Source organism: Methylobacterium sp. CM6241 (genome assembly GCF_054817845.1).
The window spans coordinates 4,460,350-4,479,833 of sequence record NZ_CM139246.1 but is presented as its reverse complement, the minus strand read 5'-3'; the positions used below and the strand labels follow the sequence as shown (position 1 = coordinate 4,479,833).

The 19,484-nt window shown below is 61.9% G+C and carries 14 protein-coding genes and 4 pseudogenes; 10 read left to right on the top strand and 8 right to left on the bottom strand.

Annotated elements, in window-relative coordinates; translation table 11 throughout:
- The first annotated feature begins 10 nt into the window (after positions 1-10).
- On the top strand, positions 11-1,273 hold the full coding sequence (hpnE, locus tag ACYQR9_RS21005) for a hydroxysqualene dehydroxylase HpnE (protein ID WP_461227911.1): 1,263 nt from the start codon (positions 11-13) through the stop codon (positions 1,271-1,273).
- Positions 1,274-1,613: 340 nt separating this feature from the next.
- Positions 1,614-2,645, top strand: coding sequence for a universal stress protein (locus ACYQR9_RS21000; RefSeq protein ID WP_461227910.1), 1,032 nt, complete (start codon positions 1,614-1,616; stop codon positions 2,643-2,645).
- 43 nt (positions 2,646-2,688) lie between these two features.
- On the opposite strand, the gene ACYQR9_RS20995 is transcribed toward ACYQR9_RS21000, so the two are convergent.
- On the bottom strand, positions 2,689-4,338 hold the full coding sequence (locus ACYQR9_RS20995; protein ID WP_461227909.1) for an ISL3 family transposase: 1,650 nt from the start codon (positions 4,336-4,338) through the stop codon (positions 2,689-2,691).
- Positions 4,339-4,762: 424 nt separating this feature from the next.
- Between ACYQR9_RS20995 and ACYQR9_RS20990 the strand changes: the two genes are divergently transcribed.
- A complete protein-coding gene (locus tag ACYQR9_RS20990; RefSeq protein WP_461227908.1) occupies positions 4,763-6,301 on the top strand; it encodes a sensor domain-containing diguanylate cyclase in 1,539 nt (512 codons plus the stop codon).
- An 84-nt stretch (positions 6,302-6,385) separates the two neighbouring features.
- Positions 6,386-6,754, top strand: a complete 369-nt coding sequence (locus ACYQR9_RS20985) for a hypothetical protein (protein WP_461227907.1) — start codon at positions 6,386-6,388, stop codon at positions 6,752-6,754.
- 1,323 nt (positions 6,755-8,077) lie between these two features.
- Here ACYQR9_RS20985 and ACYQR9_RS20980 read toward each other — a convergent pair.
- From ACYQR9_RS20980 to ACYQR9_RS20970, 3 genes are all read right to left on the bottom strand, one after another.
- Positions 8,078-8,683, bottom strand: coding sequence for a hypothetical protein (locus ACYQR9_RS20980; protein ID WP_461227906.1), 606 nt, complete (start codon positions 8,681-8,683; stop codon positions 8,078-8,080).
- Between the two features lie 309 nt (positions 8,684-8,992).
- Positions 8,993-9,256: a hypothetical protein gene (locus ACYQR9_RS20975; RefSeq protein WP_461227905.1), complete on the bottom strand. Its 264-nt coding sequence runs from the start codon at positions 9,254-9,256 to the stop codon at positions 8,993-8,995.
- Positions 9,253-9,675, bottom strand: coding sequence for a DUF5681 domain-containing protein (locus tag ACYQR9_RS20970; RefSeq protein ID WP_461227904.1), 423 nt, complete (start codon positions 9,673-9,675; stop codon positions 9,253-9,255). The genes ACYQR9_RS20975 and ACYQR9_RS20970 overlap by 4 nt, the downstream gene beginning before the upstream one ends.
- Before the next feature lie 695 nt (positions 9,676-10,370).
- Between ACYQR9_RS20970 and ACYQR9_RS20965 the strand changes: the two genes are divergently transcribed.
- Positions 10,371-10,592: a hypothetical protein gene (locus ACYQR9_RS20965; RefSeq protein ID WP_461227903.1), complete on the top strand. Its 222-nt coding sequence runs from the start codon at positions 10,371-10,373 to the stop codon at positions 10,590-10,592.
- A 33-nt stretch (positions 10,593-10,625) separates the two neighbouring features.
- Here ACYQR9_RS20965 and ACYQR9_RS20960 read toward each other — a convergent pair whose 3' ends face one another.
- Together ACYQR9_RS20960 and ACYQR9_RS20955 are read right to left on the bottom strand one after the other, a co-directional pair.
- Positions 10,626-10,865 (bottom strand): DUF6894 family protein, encoded by a 240-nt coding sequence (locus tag ACYQR9_RS20960; protein ID WP_461227902.1) that lies wholly within the window; start codon positions 10,863-10,865, stop codon positions 10,626-10,628.
- Between the two features lie 565 nt (positions 10,866-11,430).
- A pseudogene (locus tag ACYQR9_RS20955) lies at positions 11,431-11,859 on the bottom strand (IS630 family transposase); the annotation flags it as partial.
- A 64-nt stretch (positions 11,860-11,923) separates the two neighbouring features.
- On the opposite strand from ACYQR9_RS20955, the gene ACYQR9_RS20950 reads away from it, so the two are divergent.
- The gene (locus tag ACYQR9_RS20950) at positions 11,924-12,949 is read left to right on the top strand and encodes an IS110 family RNA-guided transposase (protein WP_461227901.1); all 1,026 of its coding nucleotides are present in this window, start codon (positions 11,924-11,926) and stop codon (positions 12,947-12,949) included.
- 260 nt (positions 12,950-13,209) lie between these two features.
- Here the strand turns inward: ACYQR9_RS20950 and ACYQR9_RS20945 are convergent.
- Together ACYQR9_RS20945 and ACYQR9_RS20940 are read right to left on the bottom strand one after the other, a co-directional pair.
- A pseudogene (locus ACYQR9_RS20945) lies at positions 13,210-13,748 on the bottom strand (helix-turn-helix domain-containing protein); the annotation flags it as partial.
- Positions 13,749-13,831: 83 nt separating this feature from the next.
- Positions 13,832-14,079 (bottom strand): annotated as a pseudogene (locus ACYQR9_RS20940) (integrase core domain-containing protein); the annotation flags it as partial.
- Positions 14,080-14,447: 368 nt separating this feature from the next.
- On the opposite strand from ACYQR9_RS20940, the gene ACYQR9_RS20935 reads away from it, so the two are divergent.
- The 4 genes and pseudogenes from ACYQR9_RS20935 to ACYQR9_RS20920 all read left to right on the top strand — a co-directional run bounded on the left by ACYQR9_RS20935 (position 14,448) and on the right by ACYQR9_RS20920 (position 19,409).
- Positions 14,448-14,885, top strand: coding sequence for a TadE/TadG family type IV pilus assembly protein (locus ACYQR9_RS20935; RefSeq protein WP_461227900.1), 438 nt, complete (start codon positions 14,448-14,450; stop codon positions 14,883-14,885).
- Complete coding sequence (locus ACYQR9_RS20930; RefSeq protein ID WP_461227899.1) at positions 14,882-16,519, top strand: pilus assembly protein TadG-related protein; 1,638 nt, start codon at positions 14,882-14,884, stop codon at positions 16,517-16,519. Before ACYQR9_RS20935 ends, ACYQR9_RS20930 begins: the two co-directional genes overlap by 4 nt.
- Positions 16,520-16,895: 376 nt before the next feature.
- Positions 16,896-18,012: pseudogene (gene tnpC / locus ACYQR9_RS20925) on the top strand (IS66 family transposase); the annotation flags it as partial.
- 62 nt (positions 18,013-18,074) lie between these two features.
- Positions 18,075-19,409 (top strand): IS1182 family transposase, encoded by a 1,335-nt coding sequence (locus tag ACYQR9_RS20920; RefSeq protein ID WP_461227898.1) that lies wholly within the window; start codon positions 18,075-18,077, stop codon positions 19,407-19,409.
- Positions 19,410-19,484: the final 75 nt, after the last annotated feature.

The following is a 19,484-nucleotide window of genomic DNA, read 5'->3' as shown; positions in this document are numbered from 1 at the left end:
AGGGTACGCGATGACTGGGGTCGTTCACGTCGTGGGCGCGGGGCTCTCGGGGCTCTCAGCGGCCGTGCGCCTCGTGGAAGCTGGGCGTACGGTGATCGTCCACGAGGCCGCTGGTCATGCCGGCGGCCGCTGCAGGTCCTATCACGATCCGCAACTCAGGATGACAATCGACAATGGCAACCACCTTGTCCTGTCGGGCAATAGGGCGACATTTGCTTTCCTTGACCGCATCGGAGGCCGCAACGCGGTCTCCGTGCATGCGCGGGCAGAGTTTCCCTTCGTTGACCTCGCCGCGGGTGAGCGCTGGACACTGCGCCTTAACAAGGGGCGCGTGCCTTGGTGGATCCTCGATCCCAGCCGGCGCGTCCCGGGTACCCTGGCTACCGATTACGCACCGATCCTTCGCCTCCTTTCGGCACGGCCGGGTGCGAAAGTCTCGAATGTCCTCGCTTGCGAGGGGACACTCTACGAGCGGCTTTGGCGCCCCGTCCTCCTGGCCGCACTGAACATCGACCCAAGGGACGCGGATGCGACCCTTGCCGCTCAGGTCCTGCGCGAGACCTTCGTCGAGGGCGGGCATTCCTGCCGGCCTGTCGTCGCCCAGGGCGGGCTCTCGAAGGCCTTCGTCGACCCGGCATTACGCTTCCTGGAGGAGCGGGGGGCGGTGGTCCGCCATAACAGCCGTCTGCACCGCCTCGCGTATGAAGGGGGGCGCGTCGCTGGCCTCGTCCTCGGCGACGGCCCTGTGCGGCTGCGGCCTCGGGATCAGGTTATCCTCGCGCTTCCCCCAAAAGCGACGGCCGACGCCATCCCGGGGTTGGAGGTCCCGACGGATCACCGGGGGATCGCGAACGTCCACTTCGGCGTGAATTGTCCTCCCGCCATGCCGCGGCTGACGGGCGTGGTGAACGGGCTGTCGGACTGGATCTTCGCCTATCCGGATCGAATCTCGGTTACCGTTAGCGCAACGGACGTAGGCGATTTGAGCCGACCGGAACTCGCGCATCGGATTTGGACCGAAATCTCCTACGTCACAGGCAGGTACATGTCGGGCCTTTCGGACATGCCGCCGCCCTGGCAAGTCATCCGCGAGAAGCGAGCGACCTTTGCGCCGACGCCTGAGGCGGCCCGGCTCCGGCCCCGGACGCGAACGGAATTCCGCAACCTCTTCATCGCAGGCGACTGGACGGACACGGGTCTGCCCGCTTGCATCGAAGGAGCCATTCGGTCGGGGGATAAGGCAGCTCAGACGGTGATGGAAGCGAATGGCTGACCCGTTCTTGGATAACGAGCCCATATTCTTGGATAAAACTTGCATACTTTGCGATATTGATTATCTAGTAGTTGCTATGTTAATTTCGGATCATCCTCTGAACAAGAGAGCCAGCCGCCTCGTCGCAGGCCGCTAAGCCCCGAAGCTGGAGAGCGGCGAACGCTCTCTGCTCGGGGTCGATGACCATTCATACAGACCAGCCCGACAATCCCTGATGGCTTCCTGGCTGCTTGAAACAGCGGCCGGAGTTCGCTCGATCTCGCGCGAGCGTGGAAACGCACGTCAGGTTGCCGACCAACACAGCTTTTCGTCATCGTCAGCGCTCTCAGGAGAAGGATCCATGCGTATTCTCGTTGCCACCGACTTCTCGCCCCGCTCGCAACGGGCGGTGCGTCGCGCAGGCATCCTCGCCGCACAGAGCCGCGGGACGGTCATTCTGATGCACGTCGTGGACGGCCCGGGTGGACGGGAAACCTCGCGGGATATTCGAGAGGCTCAACGCATGACCGTTGAACAGGTGGCCGTGGTCCCCGAACTCTACCGTGTCCCATGCGAGCCGCTTGTCGTCCTAGGCTGCCCCTCAGATGAGATCCGGAGTGCCGCGGGGGCTCATGATGTCGACCTGATCGTGGTCGGCTCCTCGCATCGGGCGGGCAGTCGCACCGCGGGACGAACCGTCGGAAACCTGGTCCGGAGCGCTCCATGCCCCGTCCTCGTCGCAAGACGCTTCGCCGCATCCCCCTACGCGAGGGTCCTCATCCCGGTCGATCTTTCGCGGGCGTCGGCGCGGGCTCTGCGATACGCGGATTCACTCACGCTCGTGGACCGCGCTCACGTCACCGTCCTGCATGCCTTCGAGGCACCGGGGAAGTCCAAGCTGTCCGGGTTTGGGGTCGGGCGCGATCAGATCGATAGCTACGTCGAGGCTTGCCGTTCGAGGTCCACGGAGGATGTCGAGATGCTTCTTACGAATGGCGGCCTTGCCAATCGTGAGTGGTCTAGACGGATAGAGGAGGGTTCCCCCACCGAGGCCATCACCGGCCTTGCCGAACGGATCCCCTCGGATCTAGTGGTGATCGGCACGCATGCTCGAACGGGTCTCAGGAAGGCCTTCCTCGGAAGCGTCACAGAGGACGTGCTTTTGACCGCAGGTCCGGACGTCCTGGTTGTCCCCCCGCCTTGTCCCCCTCTTGAGCGACGGTCGCGGCTGCCAACACGTGCCGGATGGCCGGGGGGCAGGCCACTCACCTCAAGCCTTGCGAATGGGTGGGTATTCGCGACAGGCAGGCCGACAAGTGCGAAACCGTACCATGCCGCCGGCGCGTCGCAGGACTTACGGTCGGTCACCGCCCATCATCGCGCCCAGCCCTGACTGATCGGCCCCCACGCGGTGGCTCTTCGCCAAGTTTGGTGGATCAGGGTGCGAGGAGGAACCGTCGTCGTAGGAGGTCGAGATTGGCGCGACCGTACATGGCGCGCTTCAAGAGCTTGAGACGCGTGATCTGGCCTTCGGCTTGTCCACTGCTCCAAGGCAGTGTCAGCGCGGACCGAACAGCATCTCTATCCTGACCGAGGCTAGCAGCGAAGCTTTCGACGATCCGGACACCGCAGGTTTGCGCTTCGCCCAGCCATTGATCGAACGCCGTGACATCTGATTTTCCTGACGGCTGCTGGCCACAGCGGCTCCGGACGATTCGGCAGAACCGGCGGCCGAGATCGACCACCTTGGCCGCCTCGGTATCCTGCAGGACGCGCGAGACGACCGCGGCCGCCTCAGGGCCGAGGTCTTCGGGCTCCCGCAGGAGATACCAGGACAGCTGCTTGGATGAGGCCAGGGGTGATGCGGTGGAGGTCACAACACGGGTGTCGGTCGGTGCTGGCGACGACCGGATAGTCGTTCCAGCCGGGCCTGCGCGCCGCTCGGACAACCAGCGATGCACCTGCTTCGAGGTGCCGGCAAAGCCGATACCCTGAAGTTCGCGCCAAAGCTGCGCAGCGTTCTCGCAGCCCTCATCGAGGCGGCCATGCAGATGCCCGAGATAAGGATCGAGCATGCTCGGCTTCGGCTCGCGCATGCCGTTCCGGGGAAAGCTCGCGGCGAAGGCGTACTTGCGCACCGTGGCGCGGGCCAAGCCCGTCTCGCGATTGATGCGCCAAAGCGAGTGTCTTTCCGCATGGCGGCGACGCACGTCGTCATAGGCCGCTTCCCATCGACCGCGGGCCGCGGCCCGCGCGAGCATCTCGGACGGTGCGCGCGGGTAGGGCGTGACGCGCCGAATCGATGGCGATGCCGGGGCCACGGCCGGCAACAGCTTCAGACGCGGATGGACGCGGGCGAGCCAGCGCTCGACCATCTGTCGGGTATTGAGCAGGAGATGCCACCGATCCGCGACCTGAACGGCATCGGGCGCACCCATGGCGGTCCCACGCGCATATTCGGTCGAGCGGTCCCGTGCCACGACCTGGATCTGTGGGTCGCGCCGGAGCCGGGCCGCCAGCGTCGAGGCCGAACGATCCGGCAGCAGATCGATGGGACGGCGGCGTTCGAGGTCGACGAGGATGGTGCCATAGGTTCGGCCCTTGCGCAGAGCCCAGTCGTCGACACCGACGATGATCGGTTTGGATCCGGTCGGCAGCGGACATTTGCGGATACCCCGCAGCAGCGTCGTGGCACTGGTGGGCATCGCCAGGTGCGGCAGCAGCCGGGCGGCGGGTGTGGCACCGAGCGCCAGCGCGGTCCGAACCTGGGCATCGGCCAGCCGGCAGGTTCTCTGAGCGTAGCGGTCGAGGAGGCCCGGCAGACGCTCGGCAAAGGTTCGGCGTGCGCAAGCGGGATCGTGGCAGTAGAAACGTCGGATCGTCAGGGTCAGACGCACCTCCTGACCGCTCGTCGGCAGGTCGGCGGGACGCCGGTGATAGCGACTATGCACCGACCGGCTGACCGTACGACAGCGTGGGCAACGGGCATGATCGCACTTCGCTTGAGCGGAAATGCGAAGGGCAGTGCTCTCCTCACGCGTGACGTGGAGAAGACGACAACCGGGGATGTGACAGAGAAGGGTCATGCCCTGATCTGAGAATCCCCGCCCGGTTCAGCCAGCAGCTACCTTCCGGCATCCCCCCACCCACCCAATCCACCAAACTTGGCGAAGAGCCACTTTTCAGGGGGCAGGCCACGTCGTCGAATGATGATTGCGACTGAAGAGCATTGAAAAAACTTTCGAAAGCTATCGCGCGATGTTGGCCCGTAGTGCCCACAAACTACGCTCCAGCCCTAGCTGAATACTCGAACAACAGATGGTCACCATCATGCCGCATCCGTTAACAATGAGTTCAATTTCACCCAAAATTCAACTGACATGAGAACTTTCTGTACTACGTGCGGATTGGGCCCACGATCAGGAGCCCATGATGGCTCACCGCATGAGGTGCATAATGTCCGCATCAACTGCCGTTCGGCATTCGTCTCGCTGGATGCAATCAGCCTTCTTGCTGGGCGCCCTGAACCTGCTTTCAGTGATCGGCATTTGCGCAGTCGCGGCGTTCCTCCTTTGGGAGATGCGCCTCGATGCAACGCGGCGCACCGAGATCAGCTCGCGCAGCGTAGTGCAGGTTCTGAGCCGTGACATCGCGCGCAATATCGAGATGTACGACCTTTCCCTGCGAGCGGTCGTCGACGGCATGAAACGACCCGAGGTGATGCAGGCGCTCCCAGAGTTGCGACATATGATCCTGTTCGATCGAGCGACCTCAGCGGCTGGTTTCGCCAATCTTTTGGTGCTGGACCGGGATGGTAACGCCATTGCCAACTCCCAGACGCTCGGACCCATCTCGCTTAACGCGTCAGATCGGGAGTACTTTCGTTACTTCGCTAGCCGAGCGGATGACGGGTTGCACATCAGCACGCCCATCGTCTCCCGCCTCAGCGGTCGACCCGTTCTCGTGATGAGCCGCCGGTTGTCGAATTCCGACGGCATATTCACAGGGGTCGTCGTTGGCGGCATTGAGCTCGACTACATCCGCAACCTCTTCGCCACGGCTGACGCCGACCATCTTGGGACCGTCACTCTGTATGGGCCCAAAGGAACGATCGTCATGCGTGACCCCTTCGATCCAGATCGACTCGGGATCAGCGTGGCACAAACGCCGAGCTACCAGAGGATGTTAGCCGCCAAAAGCGGCAGTTTCGTTGGCCCAGCAATGGTAGGGGAGGGTGACCATCATTTCGTGTTCGCTCAGATTGGCGACTACCCACTTCAATTGAGCACATCCGTTACCCCGGCTCAGGTCTACTCTGACTGGCTGGGGAAGGCATTGGGGCTTGGCGGCGTCGTCGTCAGCCTCTGTGGCGCGACGGTGGTCTTAACTTGGATGTTCGGTCGCGAGTTGAGCCGCAGGAAGCGGTCCGAGCAGGTTACCGCCACTTTGAACGTCGAGCTGGAGCAGATGGCGACCACAGATGCTCTGACGGGGCTCGCCAATCGGCGACGCTTCGACGAGGTGCTCGCACGGGAGTGGAGGCGCTCTGTTCGCACCCAACAGCCGCTGTCCCTAATTTTGCTGGATGCGGACCATTTCAAAGGCTTCAACGACACCTATGGACACCAGAAGGGTGATGCAGCGCTGAAGCTGATCGCTCGGTCGATCGAGGCTGCGACCGATCCGGCTCACGACATCGCCTGCCGCATCGGCGGTGAGGAGTTTGCGGTGATCCTGCCCGAAACGGATGCTGCCGGAGCGGAGATCGTCGCGGATCGCATCCGCGAAGCCGTATCAGGGTGGAAAGAGCCACACGCGGCAAACCCGCATGGCGTTCTGACTGTCAGCGGGGGCTTGGCTCAGATCCCGCAAATACGCGCTGCGGATACGGCTGCTCTCATCGCAATTGCCGATCGCGCACTCTACCAGGCCAAGGCCCGTGGCCGAAACCAGATACGGGTCGCAGGTGAGCGCGAAGCTGGCCTACGATCCGTTGCCGGCACCCCAGAACACCGTTCTCAGGTCTTAAGCCTTCCTGGACAAGGTTAATGCGCTCCCTTGGTCCGTCACCTCATCCGCACTACAACGCACTTCTCAGCCATGTAACCGTTCCACCGGCCTCAGCTCTCGGCGGTGATCCGCTTCCGTAGGGCAGGGGGGCGTTGTGAAGGCTGCCAGCGTCCGCATGGTCGGACGGTCTATCACCTGGGCGACGGGCGGTGGTGGGACGCCGAGGCAGGAACCTGGCGCGACGGGGCAGGGAGGATCATCTGCCTAGCCGTAGGAGCCAAGGACGTGCTCGGGACGGTCCGTACGACCAGGGTGGTTCTGGCGGCCGCTCACCGTGACCACGACACCGCAAACAACGCCGGCTCGAACCTCGCGGCCTTCTGCCAGCGCTGCCACATGATCCACGATCAGCCTGAGCATCAGCGCAGGCGCTGGCGGACCCTGTTCCGCAGGAAGGCCATGGGCGACCTGTTCCGTGGGCCGTATGATTGAATGCCGGTGGTGTTGAAGCACGGTACGTCTGGGGATGACGCGTCCGAAGTGCCCCTTCAGGCGACTGTCCAAGTCAGAAGCAGCATCCCGCTGAGGAAAATGCCATAGGTCATCGTGATAGCGACGATCTCACGGTGGTCATGGACGAGATTACGGGACACGAGGATCATGACGATGACCGGCTGGGGTTCGATGCCGGCAATATAATCGAACGATCTCTAACGCGGGGTCGTCGCGAATGGTTAACTTCATCTTAACCATTCGGTGTCGCGCATCGGTCACACTAGGGAGACGCCCCTAGCCTCCGGTACATTCACGACAGATAGGGCAAACGTGGCCTAGCTAGGCAGCCAACACCCCTACAGAGTTGTACCGGGAGGGGATTCGCCCGGCGGGTCAAACGCTGGGGCTTCGAATGCCCCTCACCGAACGGCGGCAGCCTCAGCGTCAGCAACTACCTGAACCGTGCGAGGCATGATCACCGACTTCGCCGCCACGGTTGGCTGAGGCGTTGTGGTCAGATCACTGACGCTGCGCACCTTCTAGGTCTCACGAGCGTGCTCGCGGAAGAGAGGAGGGGTGAGGTGAACTGCGTCCGCAGCCACAGCTGCTCCGGATACGAAGGTCGCGGAAGCAAGGATCGCAAGGGTAAGGGCCTGGGCGATACGCATGGAAATTCTCCAGATTGGTCAGCAAGGAGCCGGCCGTTAGAGACATTTAACCACGACAAGTGTGCGGTGCATCATGCTTATTTTGCATTGCACCATAATTCGACGAGGACAGAAACGAACTAGCATATTGCTTTCGCTCGAATGCCGGAGGGGCTTTACGAGGTATTCGCGCTATGCTTCAGACGCACAGGGCGGAACACTTGAAAGCCGACACTTGAATTTTTATCTGTAACGGCAGAAAATAAATTTCAAAAACTGATTTAGGAAAACGTTAATCATTGATAGTCCCTCGCCGAATGTGCGCGAGATCCTCTTTTGATTTTTGGAGCCGATAAGCGCCTGTTGCATTATTAGGCCATGCCCCACGGTAAACCCACATCTCTCCAAATTCAGGCCGAAGCCACTGGCGAAAAGCCACTCGAATGGGCGTGGGCCATCTACTGCGGGACCGATCGGTTCCTCATCACTCGATCGCGTGCCAAGTTTTCTAGTCGAACCGAGGCACTTGAGGCCAGAGAGGCGGCAGCGAACGAGGTAGCCCGGCGACTGCGCATCGAGACCGTGAAGCAGGATGCGGATTGATATCATCTGAGACACGAAATCGTTGCCCGGTGGCCCAGGCTGCGGATCCGACGGGGGCATCACTGGCCGACTAGACGTGCCGCCAATGAGCGGCCTCGTGAGGGAACCGCTCGAGGTGGTCCAGGATCGCAAGTACCACCGCCAGAGCCGGGCTCCCCTGCATCCAAGGACCTTCGTACTCGTCCCGCTCTAACCGTGCCTCAGTATAGGCTCCCCTGCTCCTGAGACAGTAGCCGCAGTCGGGCAGGAGGCTCCTGAGAAGGCGGACTGCATCTTCGTGTTTCTGGATGAACTCCAGCACGCTCATGCTTCTGGCGGTAATGTAATAGTACCTCTGAAACTCGTCGGGCTCTCCCAGCGGGGCGTGACCGCGAGCGCGGCCACCTGACAAGCTTTCGCCCTTGTCGTTCCGCCAGACTTTCTGCGGTCCCAGGCCCATTGGAGGGCCGGTGCCCTTAACGATGGTATGATAAAGCGTCTCGACCAGCTCACCGTTCGCCTCAACGGAGCGCCACCGATACGCATACTCGTTCGTCAAGCGCTCGCGTAGATAGCGAAGGCGATCAGGATCGATCCGCCGGGTGTCGGGCGGGATCTCAGTGAAGAGCTTGTCCCGATAGTCACCCATCATCGCATCGATCATAGCAATGCTGCTGTCTTCGGGGCCGTCCTTCATCTCACGGCCTATCCGAGCGTTTCGGCCTATCGGCTGAGGTCTCGGCCTGCGGAATGAGCATCCAAACGGAGGGGCGACCTTTCCACTGGTTCTCAGCATTTGCTTGCCGTGCCGCGATCAGTTTGCCTGCAGCGCTGTCTGCTCCCTCAATAGATTGAGGCTGCGGGTCGGCCCGAGCTGAGACCAAAGTTGCGACGATGAGTAAAGCCATAAGTGATACATACTTCATCTCACGCATCCTTTAGATGTAAAATAACGCTTGAAGCTATTGCAAAACGTTCATCGACGCGAACCGCTCATCCTGATTAATCACCCCATCCGACCCGCAGCCAGCTCCTCGCCCACATAGCCGATGTACCATTTAAGGTGCCCGGCCACCTCCTGGTCCAGGCGATCAGGTGATGCCTTCAGGGCCTCGGCCGTCGCGTTCACGGTGCCATAGGGCTCGCAGACCTCGCCGAGGTAGAGGTTGATCTCCTCGTTCAGCTGCTTCTCCGACATGTGGTCGAAGCGGTTGGCCTTCCTCGCCTTTTCCAGCTTGCGGAGCCGGAGGTCGATCACTTTCGAGGTCATGGCTGGGTCATCTCCTCCAGGCGGGCAAGGCGCTCGTGCAGATCCGTCGCCTCGATGGCGCGGACGTGAGCGTCGACGGATTTCGAGATGTCTGCGGCCTCGGATGGGGTGAGCTCGCCGGCTGCTACAGCCTGCAACAAGGCGTGCGTGGCCTTGGGGAGGTCAGCAGTAGTCTCGATCACGGGAAGGTCGAATTGCACCGGGCGGTCCTTCCTGGCCGGCATGAGGCGATCCAGGCACATCCTGAGGGCCTGCGTGTCGCCGTCGTTGGCAAGCTCGATGGCTTTCCGGACAATGCTCTCGGCATCGCCCTCCAGGATGGCCTCCAGGGCCAGCGTAGAGCGGTTGCGGCTGCCCTTCGGACGGCCGGCGGGGTTGCCGCTCTGGCCAGGTTGGAAGCCAGGTTTCCTCGTCGTCATGCTTCGTCTTGAACGCCCACCGATACGGGAAACACACTGTATTGAACAATGTTCAAACAGGGAAGCCGGATGCGATGCCGGTCAAAGGGATAGCGTCGTTCGATCCGGTGGAATGATGCGCTTGCCATCGCCTATCGGCACGGGCGCTTCACCGCCGAGGGGGTCGCGTTCCGCCGGGACTGTCGGCCCGTGCCGGATCGGTCGCAGGCGCTGCTAGCAGATCTGACGGGCTAAGAATCCTTGAACGAGCGCGGCAATCGAATTGGAAGCGCGGCCATGCCTCTCTGTACCCTCTTGAAGCGTCAGAGGCCGTCTGGAAGATCGGTTCTAGGAGCGACGCCGCGGAGGAAGCTCAACACCTTCAATCGGTCCTGCTCGTCCTCGATCATGGCCCAAAGCCGCAGAAGCTCGACCGTCTGGTTTCGATCAAGCGATGACGGATCTGAGAACGCTTCGACCGAGCAATCGAGCGTGTCAGCGACCCGGTTCAATAGCGATTCCGATCCATTTGACTCGTATTCAGCGGCATCCCGCTTACACATAGGTAACTCCGATTGTGCACAACCGGGTTATCGCATTCTTCGAGGACCGATCAAACTGCAACCAGAAATGAAAATTCACGTTTGAACTGCATTGATTACTTAAGTTGTTCTGCGACAATCCGTCTGGTTTTGGGCAGAGAGGATCGGACAGGAATGGAAGACGATGAGAGCTTCAATGCCATGGTGGAGGCTTGCCTCACTGCTCACGAAGCGGTGGCCGACGCTGGCACGCCCGCAATGCTTGTTATGACGCGCGCTCTCCTATGGCAGTTGGGGCAGGAAATCATTCAACGAAGGGAGCGGAGCAAAGAAATTCTTCGCTTAACTATTGCTAATGAGCAACGTAGCAATCCGCAACAATCTAGGTCCAATTAGTCCTCATATCCCGGTCGTTCCTTCGGATGAGCGCTACCGGATCAGCCACGTCCCCGTGTAAGCCAGCGCCGCCAGATAGACCGCTTGACCGCTTTCATCCGTCACCAGCACCGTGATTGCCTGGCGTTCGCCATCCTTAGGCACTTCGTCGGCCGCGACAGCCGGAAGCGATTTTTTGGCTTCGAGCACGGCGGCTTGCAGGTTGGCGCAGTGAACGCCCACTTCATCGCGCTCGTTGCGACCGTCGTTGATGTCGAAATAGTAGCGAGGCAAAGGGCTCTCCACGCGTTGAAGGCGGGAGCACACAGGGTCTCTCAATCGCGGAAGGCCAGAGGGTATGGCCGCGATGGCCTCATCGTTAAGGCAACGCCCCGACAATAGCACTAGCTAGCGTGGATACTCAGAGTCGCACTGCATCTAGAGTTGAATCGGGGTTGCCGTATTTGCGAGCCGAGTAATCACCTAATCAACAGGCGGGAAATGCTCGATGAACCGTAGGCCGTCCCAAAGCTCGACGGCGTTTCCGTCGACCATCGCCTGGGCGCGCTCACAGGCTTCCGCATCGCTATCTGCTTGAAGACGCAGGGCGTTTAAAACGGTTCCACTCTTGGCGATCAAAATCGCACGATAAGCGGGTGGCCTTGTCTCACTGAGCCTATCAGTTCGGGAATGAGACGCTTCGGACACGACTTCGCCCCCTTGTATCGACGGGAGCGCTTCTGTCTCTCGGCCGTCAGCGTGCCGATTGGATGCTGGCGATGGCCACTGGTACAGCTTAACCACAGCGGTAGATAGGGTTGCCTGATGGCTGCTAGGGAGATGCTAGAGCCGTTCCCGTTCATGTTGGGTCGAAGGCGTCGTATCCGGCGGCAGCGACGTAGTTTCGGCATTCGCGAGGATGGAAGGCTTTGAAGGCGTTTCGGATCGCGCGCCTTAGGTCTGGGACGGTGCGCGCGGCGGCCGTTCGCAGGAGCGCTTTCAGCTTGGCAAAGGCTTGCTCAATCGGATTGAAGTCCGGGCTGTAGGCCGGGAGATAGAGGAGGCGGGCACCCGCCGCCTCGATGGTCTCCCTCACCCCGGCCACCTTGTGGACGCTCAGGTTGTCGAGGATGACCGTATCGCCACGCTTCAGCACGGGGACCAGCGTGTCGGAGACGTAAGTCAGGAAGCGCTCGCCGCTCGTCGCTCCGTCGAACAAGGTGGTGGCGACGAGGCCGCTCGTGCGTAGGGCGGCGGTGACGGTGGTGGTCTTGTAGTGATGGGGTGGACGCCCCCCGACGGCATCGACGTGCCAGATTGGTGGTGTTGTGAACCACCCGAGGGAGGCGTCCGTGACAGAGGTTAGCATCATCGGCCTGGATCTGGCCAAGAACGTCTTCCAGGCGCACGGCGCGAACGCTGCCGGTGCGCCGATCTTCCGCAAGAAGCTGCGGCGGGAGCAGGTGCTGGCCTTCTTTGCTGCTCAACCGCCCTGCCTCGTGGCGATGGAGGCCTGCCCCGGTGCGCATCACTGGGGCCGCGAGATCGGCAAGCTCGGTCACACGGTCAAGCTGATCGCGCCTGCCTACGTGAAGCCCTTCGTCAAGCGGCAGAAGAACGACGCGGCCGATGCCGAGGCGATCTGCGAGGCCGCGCAGCGTCCGACCATGCGCTTCGTTGCCGTGAAGAGCGAAGCCAAGCAGGCCTCCGCGGTGATCTTCCGGACCCGCGACGTGCTGGTCGGCCAGCGCACCCAGCTCATCAACGCGATCCGCGGCCATCTTGCCGAGTACGGCCTGATCGCGCCGAAGGGGCCCGCCCATATCGAGCGGCTGATCGCACAGATCGAGGATCCCGCTTCGGACATTCCTCCAGCCGCCCGCGCCAGCCTCGCCGTTCTCGTCTGTGCGCTCCGCCATCTGCAGGAGCAGACCGCAACCCTGGATGCTGAGATCGCCACGCGCGCGAAGGCCGACGATACGGCACGGCGGCTGATGAGCGTGCCGGGCATCGGCCCGCTGATCGCCACTGCCATCGAGGCCCTGGCCCCGCCCGTTGAGACGTTTCGTTCGGGCCGCGACTTCGCCGCCTGGGTCGGGCTGACACCGGTGCAGCGCTCGACCGGCGGCAAAGAGCGCCTGGGTCGCACCTCGCGCATGGGCGAGCGGACGCTGAGACGCCTGCTCATCATCGCGGCCAGCGCGGTGGTACGCTGGGCCAAGCGCAAGGGCGTGCCGGCCGACTCATGGCTCGGCCAAATGCTCGCTCGCAAGCCGCCGATGCTGGTCATCGTAGCTGTGGCGAACAAGAACGCGCGCATCGCGTGGGCCCTTCTGACGAAGGGTGGGATCTACCGAGCTCCGGCCGTCACCGCGTAGGCGGGGCGGACGCGAGGCTGTCGGAGGGCGTGAGGAGGTCGACGGACAGGTATGGCGCAACGTCGGTGAGACGGAGTTGGGAGAACCAGGCGCACGGGGAGCGCTTCGAGCGCGCTGTAGTGATGTGGTCCCGACTCTCGCACTCCCATACGGGCCCGCGGCATGTGACCCGCCGCATCAGAGGCCGGACACATGGCAGCACCCGATCACGCACCGCACCCGTCCAGAGATTTTGCTTGCACCCGAAGGGGCGTCCACACATGCCCGTGCGGAGCGGAGATGCGGCAGCGCTCGCCCCGTAGGGATCGGCCATAGGGCCTCACCATGTCGGTGGCGACCGCCGTCTCGTCGATGAAGACGAGGCTGTCCGGATCGAGATCAAGCTGGCCGTCGAGCCACGCGGTCCGGGCCGCCCTCACGTCCTCGCGCTGTTGCTCGTCTGCGTGAAGAGCCCCTTTTTACGGGTGATGCCGTGGCAACCGAAGAACCGCCACAACCCGCTCGTGCTGGTTCGGACACCCCGCTCGGCCAGCGTGTCGCGCAACTCCCGGAGGAAGATCTGCGGATGCGCGCGGCAGATCTCCAGGATCGTCTCGGCATGGGCTTCGATGGCAGGCGGGGACCGGTCGCCGCCCGCGGGCTTAGGCGCGATCTCGCCCTCGTCGCGGAAGCGCGCGTGCCAACGGATCGCGCTGGCCTTCCCGACACCGAAGCGCTCGGCCGCCTGCCGCCGCGACGATCCCGCTTCAACCGCTTCGATGACACGCTCGCGCAGATCGACTGACAGAGCTGACGGCATGGCGCTCTCCTTCGAAAGCAAGCCATCGAATCAGAATGCAGCCGTCACCGCTACCCCCCGACTCAATCCAGAAGGGAACGGCTCTAGCGCGTCGTCACTCTCGTGACGACGCCAGGGAGTGCCAGTGGGGTTAAGCCGTTCGGTTCCGCTGGCCAGACAACGACCTCCGGCGCAGACGGCTGCTACCCGAGCGACGAGTGCGGTCGGACAGTGTTGTAGTGCTTCCATCATTGCCTGATCACGACGCGGGCCTCCTTCAGGGTGTAGAACACCTCGCCTATCAGGAGTTCATCCCGAACTTCGCGTTGAAGCTCTTACAGTATCCTTTCTCACAAGCCCCCCGCATCGATGTCGGGAGTTGCTAATCTGACTATCACGAACCAGAATTCATATATTAGCATTAATATAAATAATAGCATGAGATCTAAATCATACTTAGCTTAAGGTTTAAGTATATATACTAGATTTAGTTAATTTAAAGTTCCGTTAATCATGAATTTAGGCCATCCCACGCTGCGGTGAAAAGTTTTGACGTGATGCGCCTCTTTGACAGGCCTAGCTTGCCGTGACATATTTCGCATGTAGGTTGATAGTTGCAACCGAAAACTCGTCGCCCCCCTCCCTGTGAACACTCTGGGAGCACGTTGCCCATAAGCTCCGTCCTCAGAGTTGGCCGCTCGCACGACGATTGAGAATAACGTGACTACATACCTTCGCTTACCATTTAGACGTTTTCGAGCAGCCGAGGGAGGGGCCGCGGCCGTAGAGTTCGCTCTCGTCGTACCAGTGCTCATGGTTTTGCTATTTGGCATCATGGGTTTCGGGTGGTTCTTGGGAATCGCTCACAGCCTACAGGAAGCCGCCTCCCAATCTGCACGAGCGTCCGTAGCGGGCATGGATATCGGCGAACGGTCCGCCGTGGCCATAGCTACCATCAAGCGGCGAACCTCCGACAACCCCTTGATCGATCCTAATTCCCTCACGGTAGATGTAGGGCCGGATGCAGTAAATCCCGATCTCTTCACGGTCACACTACGCTATGACATGAGCGAAAACCTACTCAAGATCATACCTACGTTCGTCCCCTTGCCGACAACAATTACTAGGACCGCTAGCATCCGTAGGGGAGGCCTGTGAAGCGGACCGTGCTAAAGGTTTTCTGGTCTGATCGCGGAGGTGCGATTGCTCCTCTCGTCGGTCTCTCAATTGTCGCTCTAGTTGGCTTTTGCGGTCTCGGCATCGATTTGGGGGTTGCCTTCAACCATAAGCGCAAGCTTCAGTCTGCTGTAGACTTAGCTGCGCTGGCCGCTTCGGGCGCCAAGAATAAGGTCGGTGCTGCCACCTTCGCCATGATGGATAATGGCTTCAGCGTCCCGACAAAACTTGAGGTGACGCCTGGCACTTACACGGCGGATCGCAGCCTAAGTCCCCAGGCCCGGTTCTCGGAGGGTGGGACCCGCTTGAATGCGACCAGGGTCACAGCCAGTTCGTCGATCATCACCAGTTTCTCCCACCTGATCGGCGGGCCCGCATCCATGGAGATGACGGCAAGCGCCATCGCCATCCGGGCTGAGCTTGCTGCCTTTAGCATTGGCTCTCGCGCCGCCGCCCTCGACGGAGGAATTGGCAACGCCCTCTTGTCAAGCATTCTAGGAACGTCCGTAACCTTGTCCGTTCTCGATTACCGTACCTTGGCCAGTCTAAAAATTGATGCGCTCACCTTCCTAAAGAACGCAGCAACTCGGGGCCATATTCAGGCCGCGACCTACAAGGACGTACTAGACGGTTCGGTCACCGTTGGCGAGTTGGCGCTAGCTTTAGCCGATACAGCCCGCGCTACACCTGGGGGCTTCGAGGCTGCGCAAATTCTTGGTCGTCTCGCCGCAGGGAAAGGCGCAACCGAACGCGTGAAGCTTGGAGACCTGCTATCTTTTGGCGAACTTGCACAACAGCCCCTTACATCTCCTGGCTCGCCACTTACTGTTGGTGCCCTCGGTATGCTCAGTGCCGGTGCGGTTCTCGCCAATGGAGCGAATCAAATAAGCGCTGACCTGGGCGTTAACATACCGGGATTACTCAAATCTAAAGTTACGCTTAGAGTCGGTGAGGCTTGGCGTACATCCGGTTTTGTTCAACCTGGCACCACGCTTTCGACAGCACAGGTTCGGGCTCTCGTAGAGGTATCCCTTGTGGCTCCCCTTGGGCTTGGGGAATTGAAAGTTCCAATTTATGTGGAAGTCGGGCGAGCAAAGGCGAATCTGGTAAAGATCGCATGCCCCTGGAACTCCCCAGATCAAAGGTCAGTCACATTGGACGTGACAACAGGCCCTGCCTACCTCTCAATTGGAGAGACGCCGTTATCGTACCTCGAACCCGGAGGACCGCGTCCTCCGCTGACGCCGGGGGTAATACTACGTGCGCTGCTCCTTGATGTGCGAGCGTCCTCAAAGATTGAAATAGGACCGACCACACGCAGTCTTACTTTTACAGATTCTGACATCAAATCAGGACGGATACAAACCGTAACTTCGGACGGGCTAACGTCGTCTTTATCACGCTCCCTTTTTTCTAATATGTATCTCGATGTGAATGGCCTTCCAGTCGGAGGCATCCTTAACCTGAAGCAGTTAGTTAGCTCTGCGCTCATGCTGGCCGTGCCTGCCGTCGATTCCATTCTCGACGGGCTGCTGGCGACCTTGGGAGTTCAGACTGGTGCCGCCGATGTCTCCGTTGATGGAACGCACTGTAGTGGTGGAGCCCTCGTACAGTAGGGGCGTGATATTATTTTCCCCAATCTATTATTTAGAGATTAGTCTATAAGTCTATGAGGGCGCTATTTTGGTCCACAACAAGGTGCCACTAACCTCAGGATTTAATGCAATGCTTTCCGCGCTACCAACTCACTCGTCGTGTTAATCAATGACGTTGAAAGCATTTCACAGGTTAAACCCATATGTACATTGCAATAGATTTAGCGAAATTTGTCAAAAAGTGCGATACGGCTCGACCGCACGTCGGTGAAAATCAAGTAATCACTCACGGTGGGGGGGGGGGGGGTACGCGAGCGCGGCGTGAGACCGACGAAGCCGATCTGAGGCACTCGCGGGTCCTCTTGCCGGGAGCGCGTTTCGCTGATTCCATCGCGAGATGGGCCGAAGCGAACTGGAACTGCTGAACCGCGAGGAGCTGATCGAGCTGGTGCTGCGGCTGCAGTGGCCAGAGAAGACCTCGCGGACCTCGTCCAAGCCGCCGGCAACCGACCTTAAGGAGAAGCGCGAGCACTATAAGCCTGGCGGCGCCAAGCCGGGTCACGAGGGTCACAGCCGGGTGCTTTGCGACGATCCCGATAAGATCGTCGAGCATCGTCCCGCGGCCTGTGCCTGCCGCGGCGGCAGCCTGCACGCTGCTCTTCCGGCACAGGTCGTCAGCACCTGCGAGCGGATCGAGCTGCTCAAGGTGGCGCCGGTCGTGACGCAGCATCGCCCGCTCGCGGTCCGTTGCCCGAGTTGCGGGGAGCGGGTCATTGCACCGGTGCCGGAAGCGGCGCGTGGCACCCCGCTCGGCCCACGGCTGCACGCTGTGACGACGTACCTAATGACCTTTCAGGCCTTGTCCTACGAGCAGCTGCAGGCGGCGCTGTCTGAGCTGTTTGGCCTCAAGCTCAGCCAGGGCAGCCTGATGAACCTGCTCCGCCGCGCGCAGGGCCGCTTCCGTGCCGGCCGTGACGCCGCCATCGCGATGCTGCGCAAGGCCGAGGTTGTCGCCTGCGACGAGACCGATGTGCGGATCGAGAGCTCGAACGCTTACCACTGGCTCTTCCACTCAGCCGCGGCCGTGGTGCACACGACCGCGTCGATGTGCGGCGCTGTCGTGGTGCGCGAGATGATGGACGGACAATAGGGCCGCGGTGTGGATTTCCGACCGCTACACGGCCCAACAGTGCCATGCGGATGAGCACCAGACCTGCTTGACGCATCTAGCCCGCGACGTCCACTACGTCGTCGAGGCCCGCGACGATCCCGTGCCCTGGCGCCTGCAACTCTGGCTGCAGAGCGTATTCGCCCTGGCCAAGCGCGTCACAGACTTGGCCGCCGCGACGCTCTCGGCCAAGCGCCGCAGCCTGGATCGGCAACTCGGCGCCTTCCTGGACGCGCCGAGCCGCTGTGACCTTACCCGCGAGCTTCTGGCCAAGATCAGCCGCGCCCGCGATCAGCTCCTGATCTTCCTCGCATATCCTAGAAAGGTCGAGCCGACCGACAACGGCTCCTAGGAGCCCGTCCGAGTAATCCTCTCGACGGCGAGGCCAGAGGGTGATTCACTCGGCTCATGGCCAAGGTGTTTCGCTCCTGGGATGTGGATCAGGGCTGGTTGCTGCCGCCCTCGCTGCACGAGTTCGTGCCGCCCGGGCACATGGCGCACTTCGTCCGCGACACGGTGCGGGAAGCGCTCGACCTCTCGGCTATCCTCGACACCTACGTCGAGGAGCGCGGCTACCCGCCCTACCACCCGGGCATGATGGTGGCGCTCCTGCTCTACGGCTACAGCCGTGGCCTGTACTCGTCGCGTCAGCTCGCCCGGGCCTGCGAGGAGCGGGTCGACGTCATGGCGGTGACCGGGCTGAACCGGCCGGACTTCCGCACCATCGCCGACTTCCGCAAGCGCCACCTCGTGGCCCTGTCGGACCTGTTCGTGCAGGTGCTGCGCCTGTGCCGCGCGGCCGGTCTGGTCCAGTTCGCCCACGTGGCGGTGGACGGGACCAAGGTGAAGGCCAACGCCTCCCGCCACAAGGCGATGAGCTACGGACGCATGAAGACGGCCGAGCCGGCGCTGGCCGCCGAAGTCGACGCCTGGCTGGAGCAGGCGCGGGAGGCGGACGCGGCCGAGGATGCGGTGCAGGGCGCGAACCGACGGGGCGACGAGACGCCGGACTGGATGGCCGACAAGCAGCGACGGCTGGAGACGATCCGCGCCGCCAAGGCCGCGCTGGAAGCGGAAGCGGTCGATCCGCCCGACCCCGAGGACGAGAGCGGGCCGGGTGCATCCTCGGGCATGCGCCGGCAGGGGCGGCCCCTGCGCGGTGAGGACGGCGGTCCGCCGGACCGGGCGCAGCGCAACTTCACCGACCCGGACAGCCGGATCCTGCCGACCCGCGACGGGTTCGTGCAGGGCTACAACGGGCAGATCGCCGTCGATGCCGCGCATCAGATCATCGTAGCCCACCGCCTCGTGACGAACGCCGCCGACGCTCGCGCCCTCGTGCCGCTCATCGACGACGTCCGCGCTCATCTCGGGCGCAAGCCGCGCGAGGTCTCGGGCGATGCAGGCTTTGCCAACGAGGCGAACCTGGCCGCGCTGAAGGAGCGGCGGATCACCGCCTATCTCGCTCCGGGGCGGGCGCGTCACGGCGAGGCGGATGCGGCCGGGCGTCGTAAGCTGACGAAGACGCCCCTGATGCGTGCGATGGCCGCGCGGCTGAAGCGGGCTGGCCGCCGGAGCCGCTACCGCCTCAGGAAGCAGGTCGTCGAGCCGGTATTCGGGCAGATCAAGCAGGCCCTGGGCTTCCGCCAGTTCCTGCTCCGCGGGCTCGATCAGGTCCGGGGCGAATGGGCGATGATCTGCACCGCCCACAACCTCCTCAAGCTGGCCAAGGCCGGGCGCTGAGCATGACGCGGGCGGGCTCGCCTTGATCTCAACCCCGACCTCAATCCGAAAAATCGTTACTCGGACGGGCTCCTA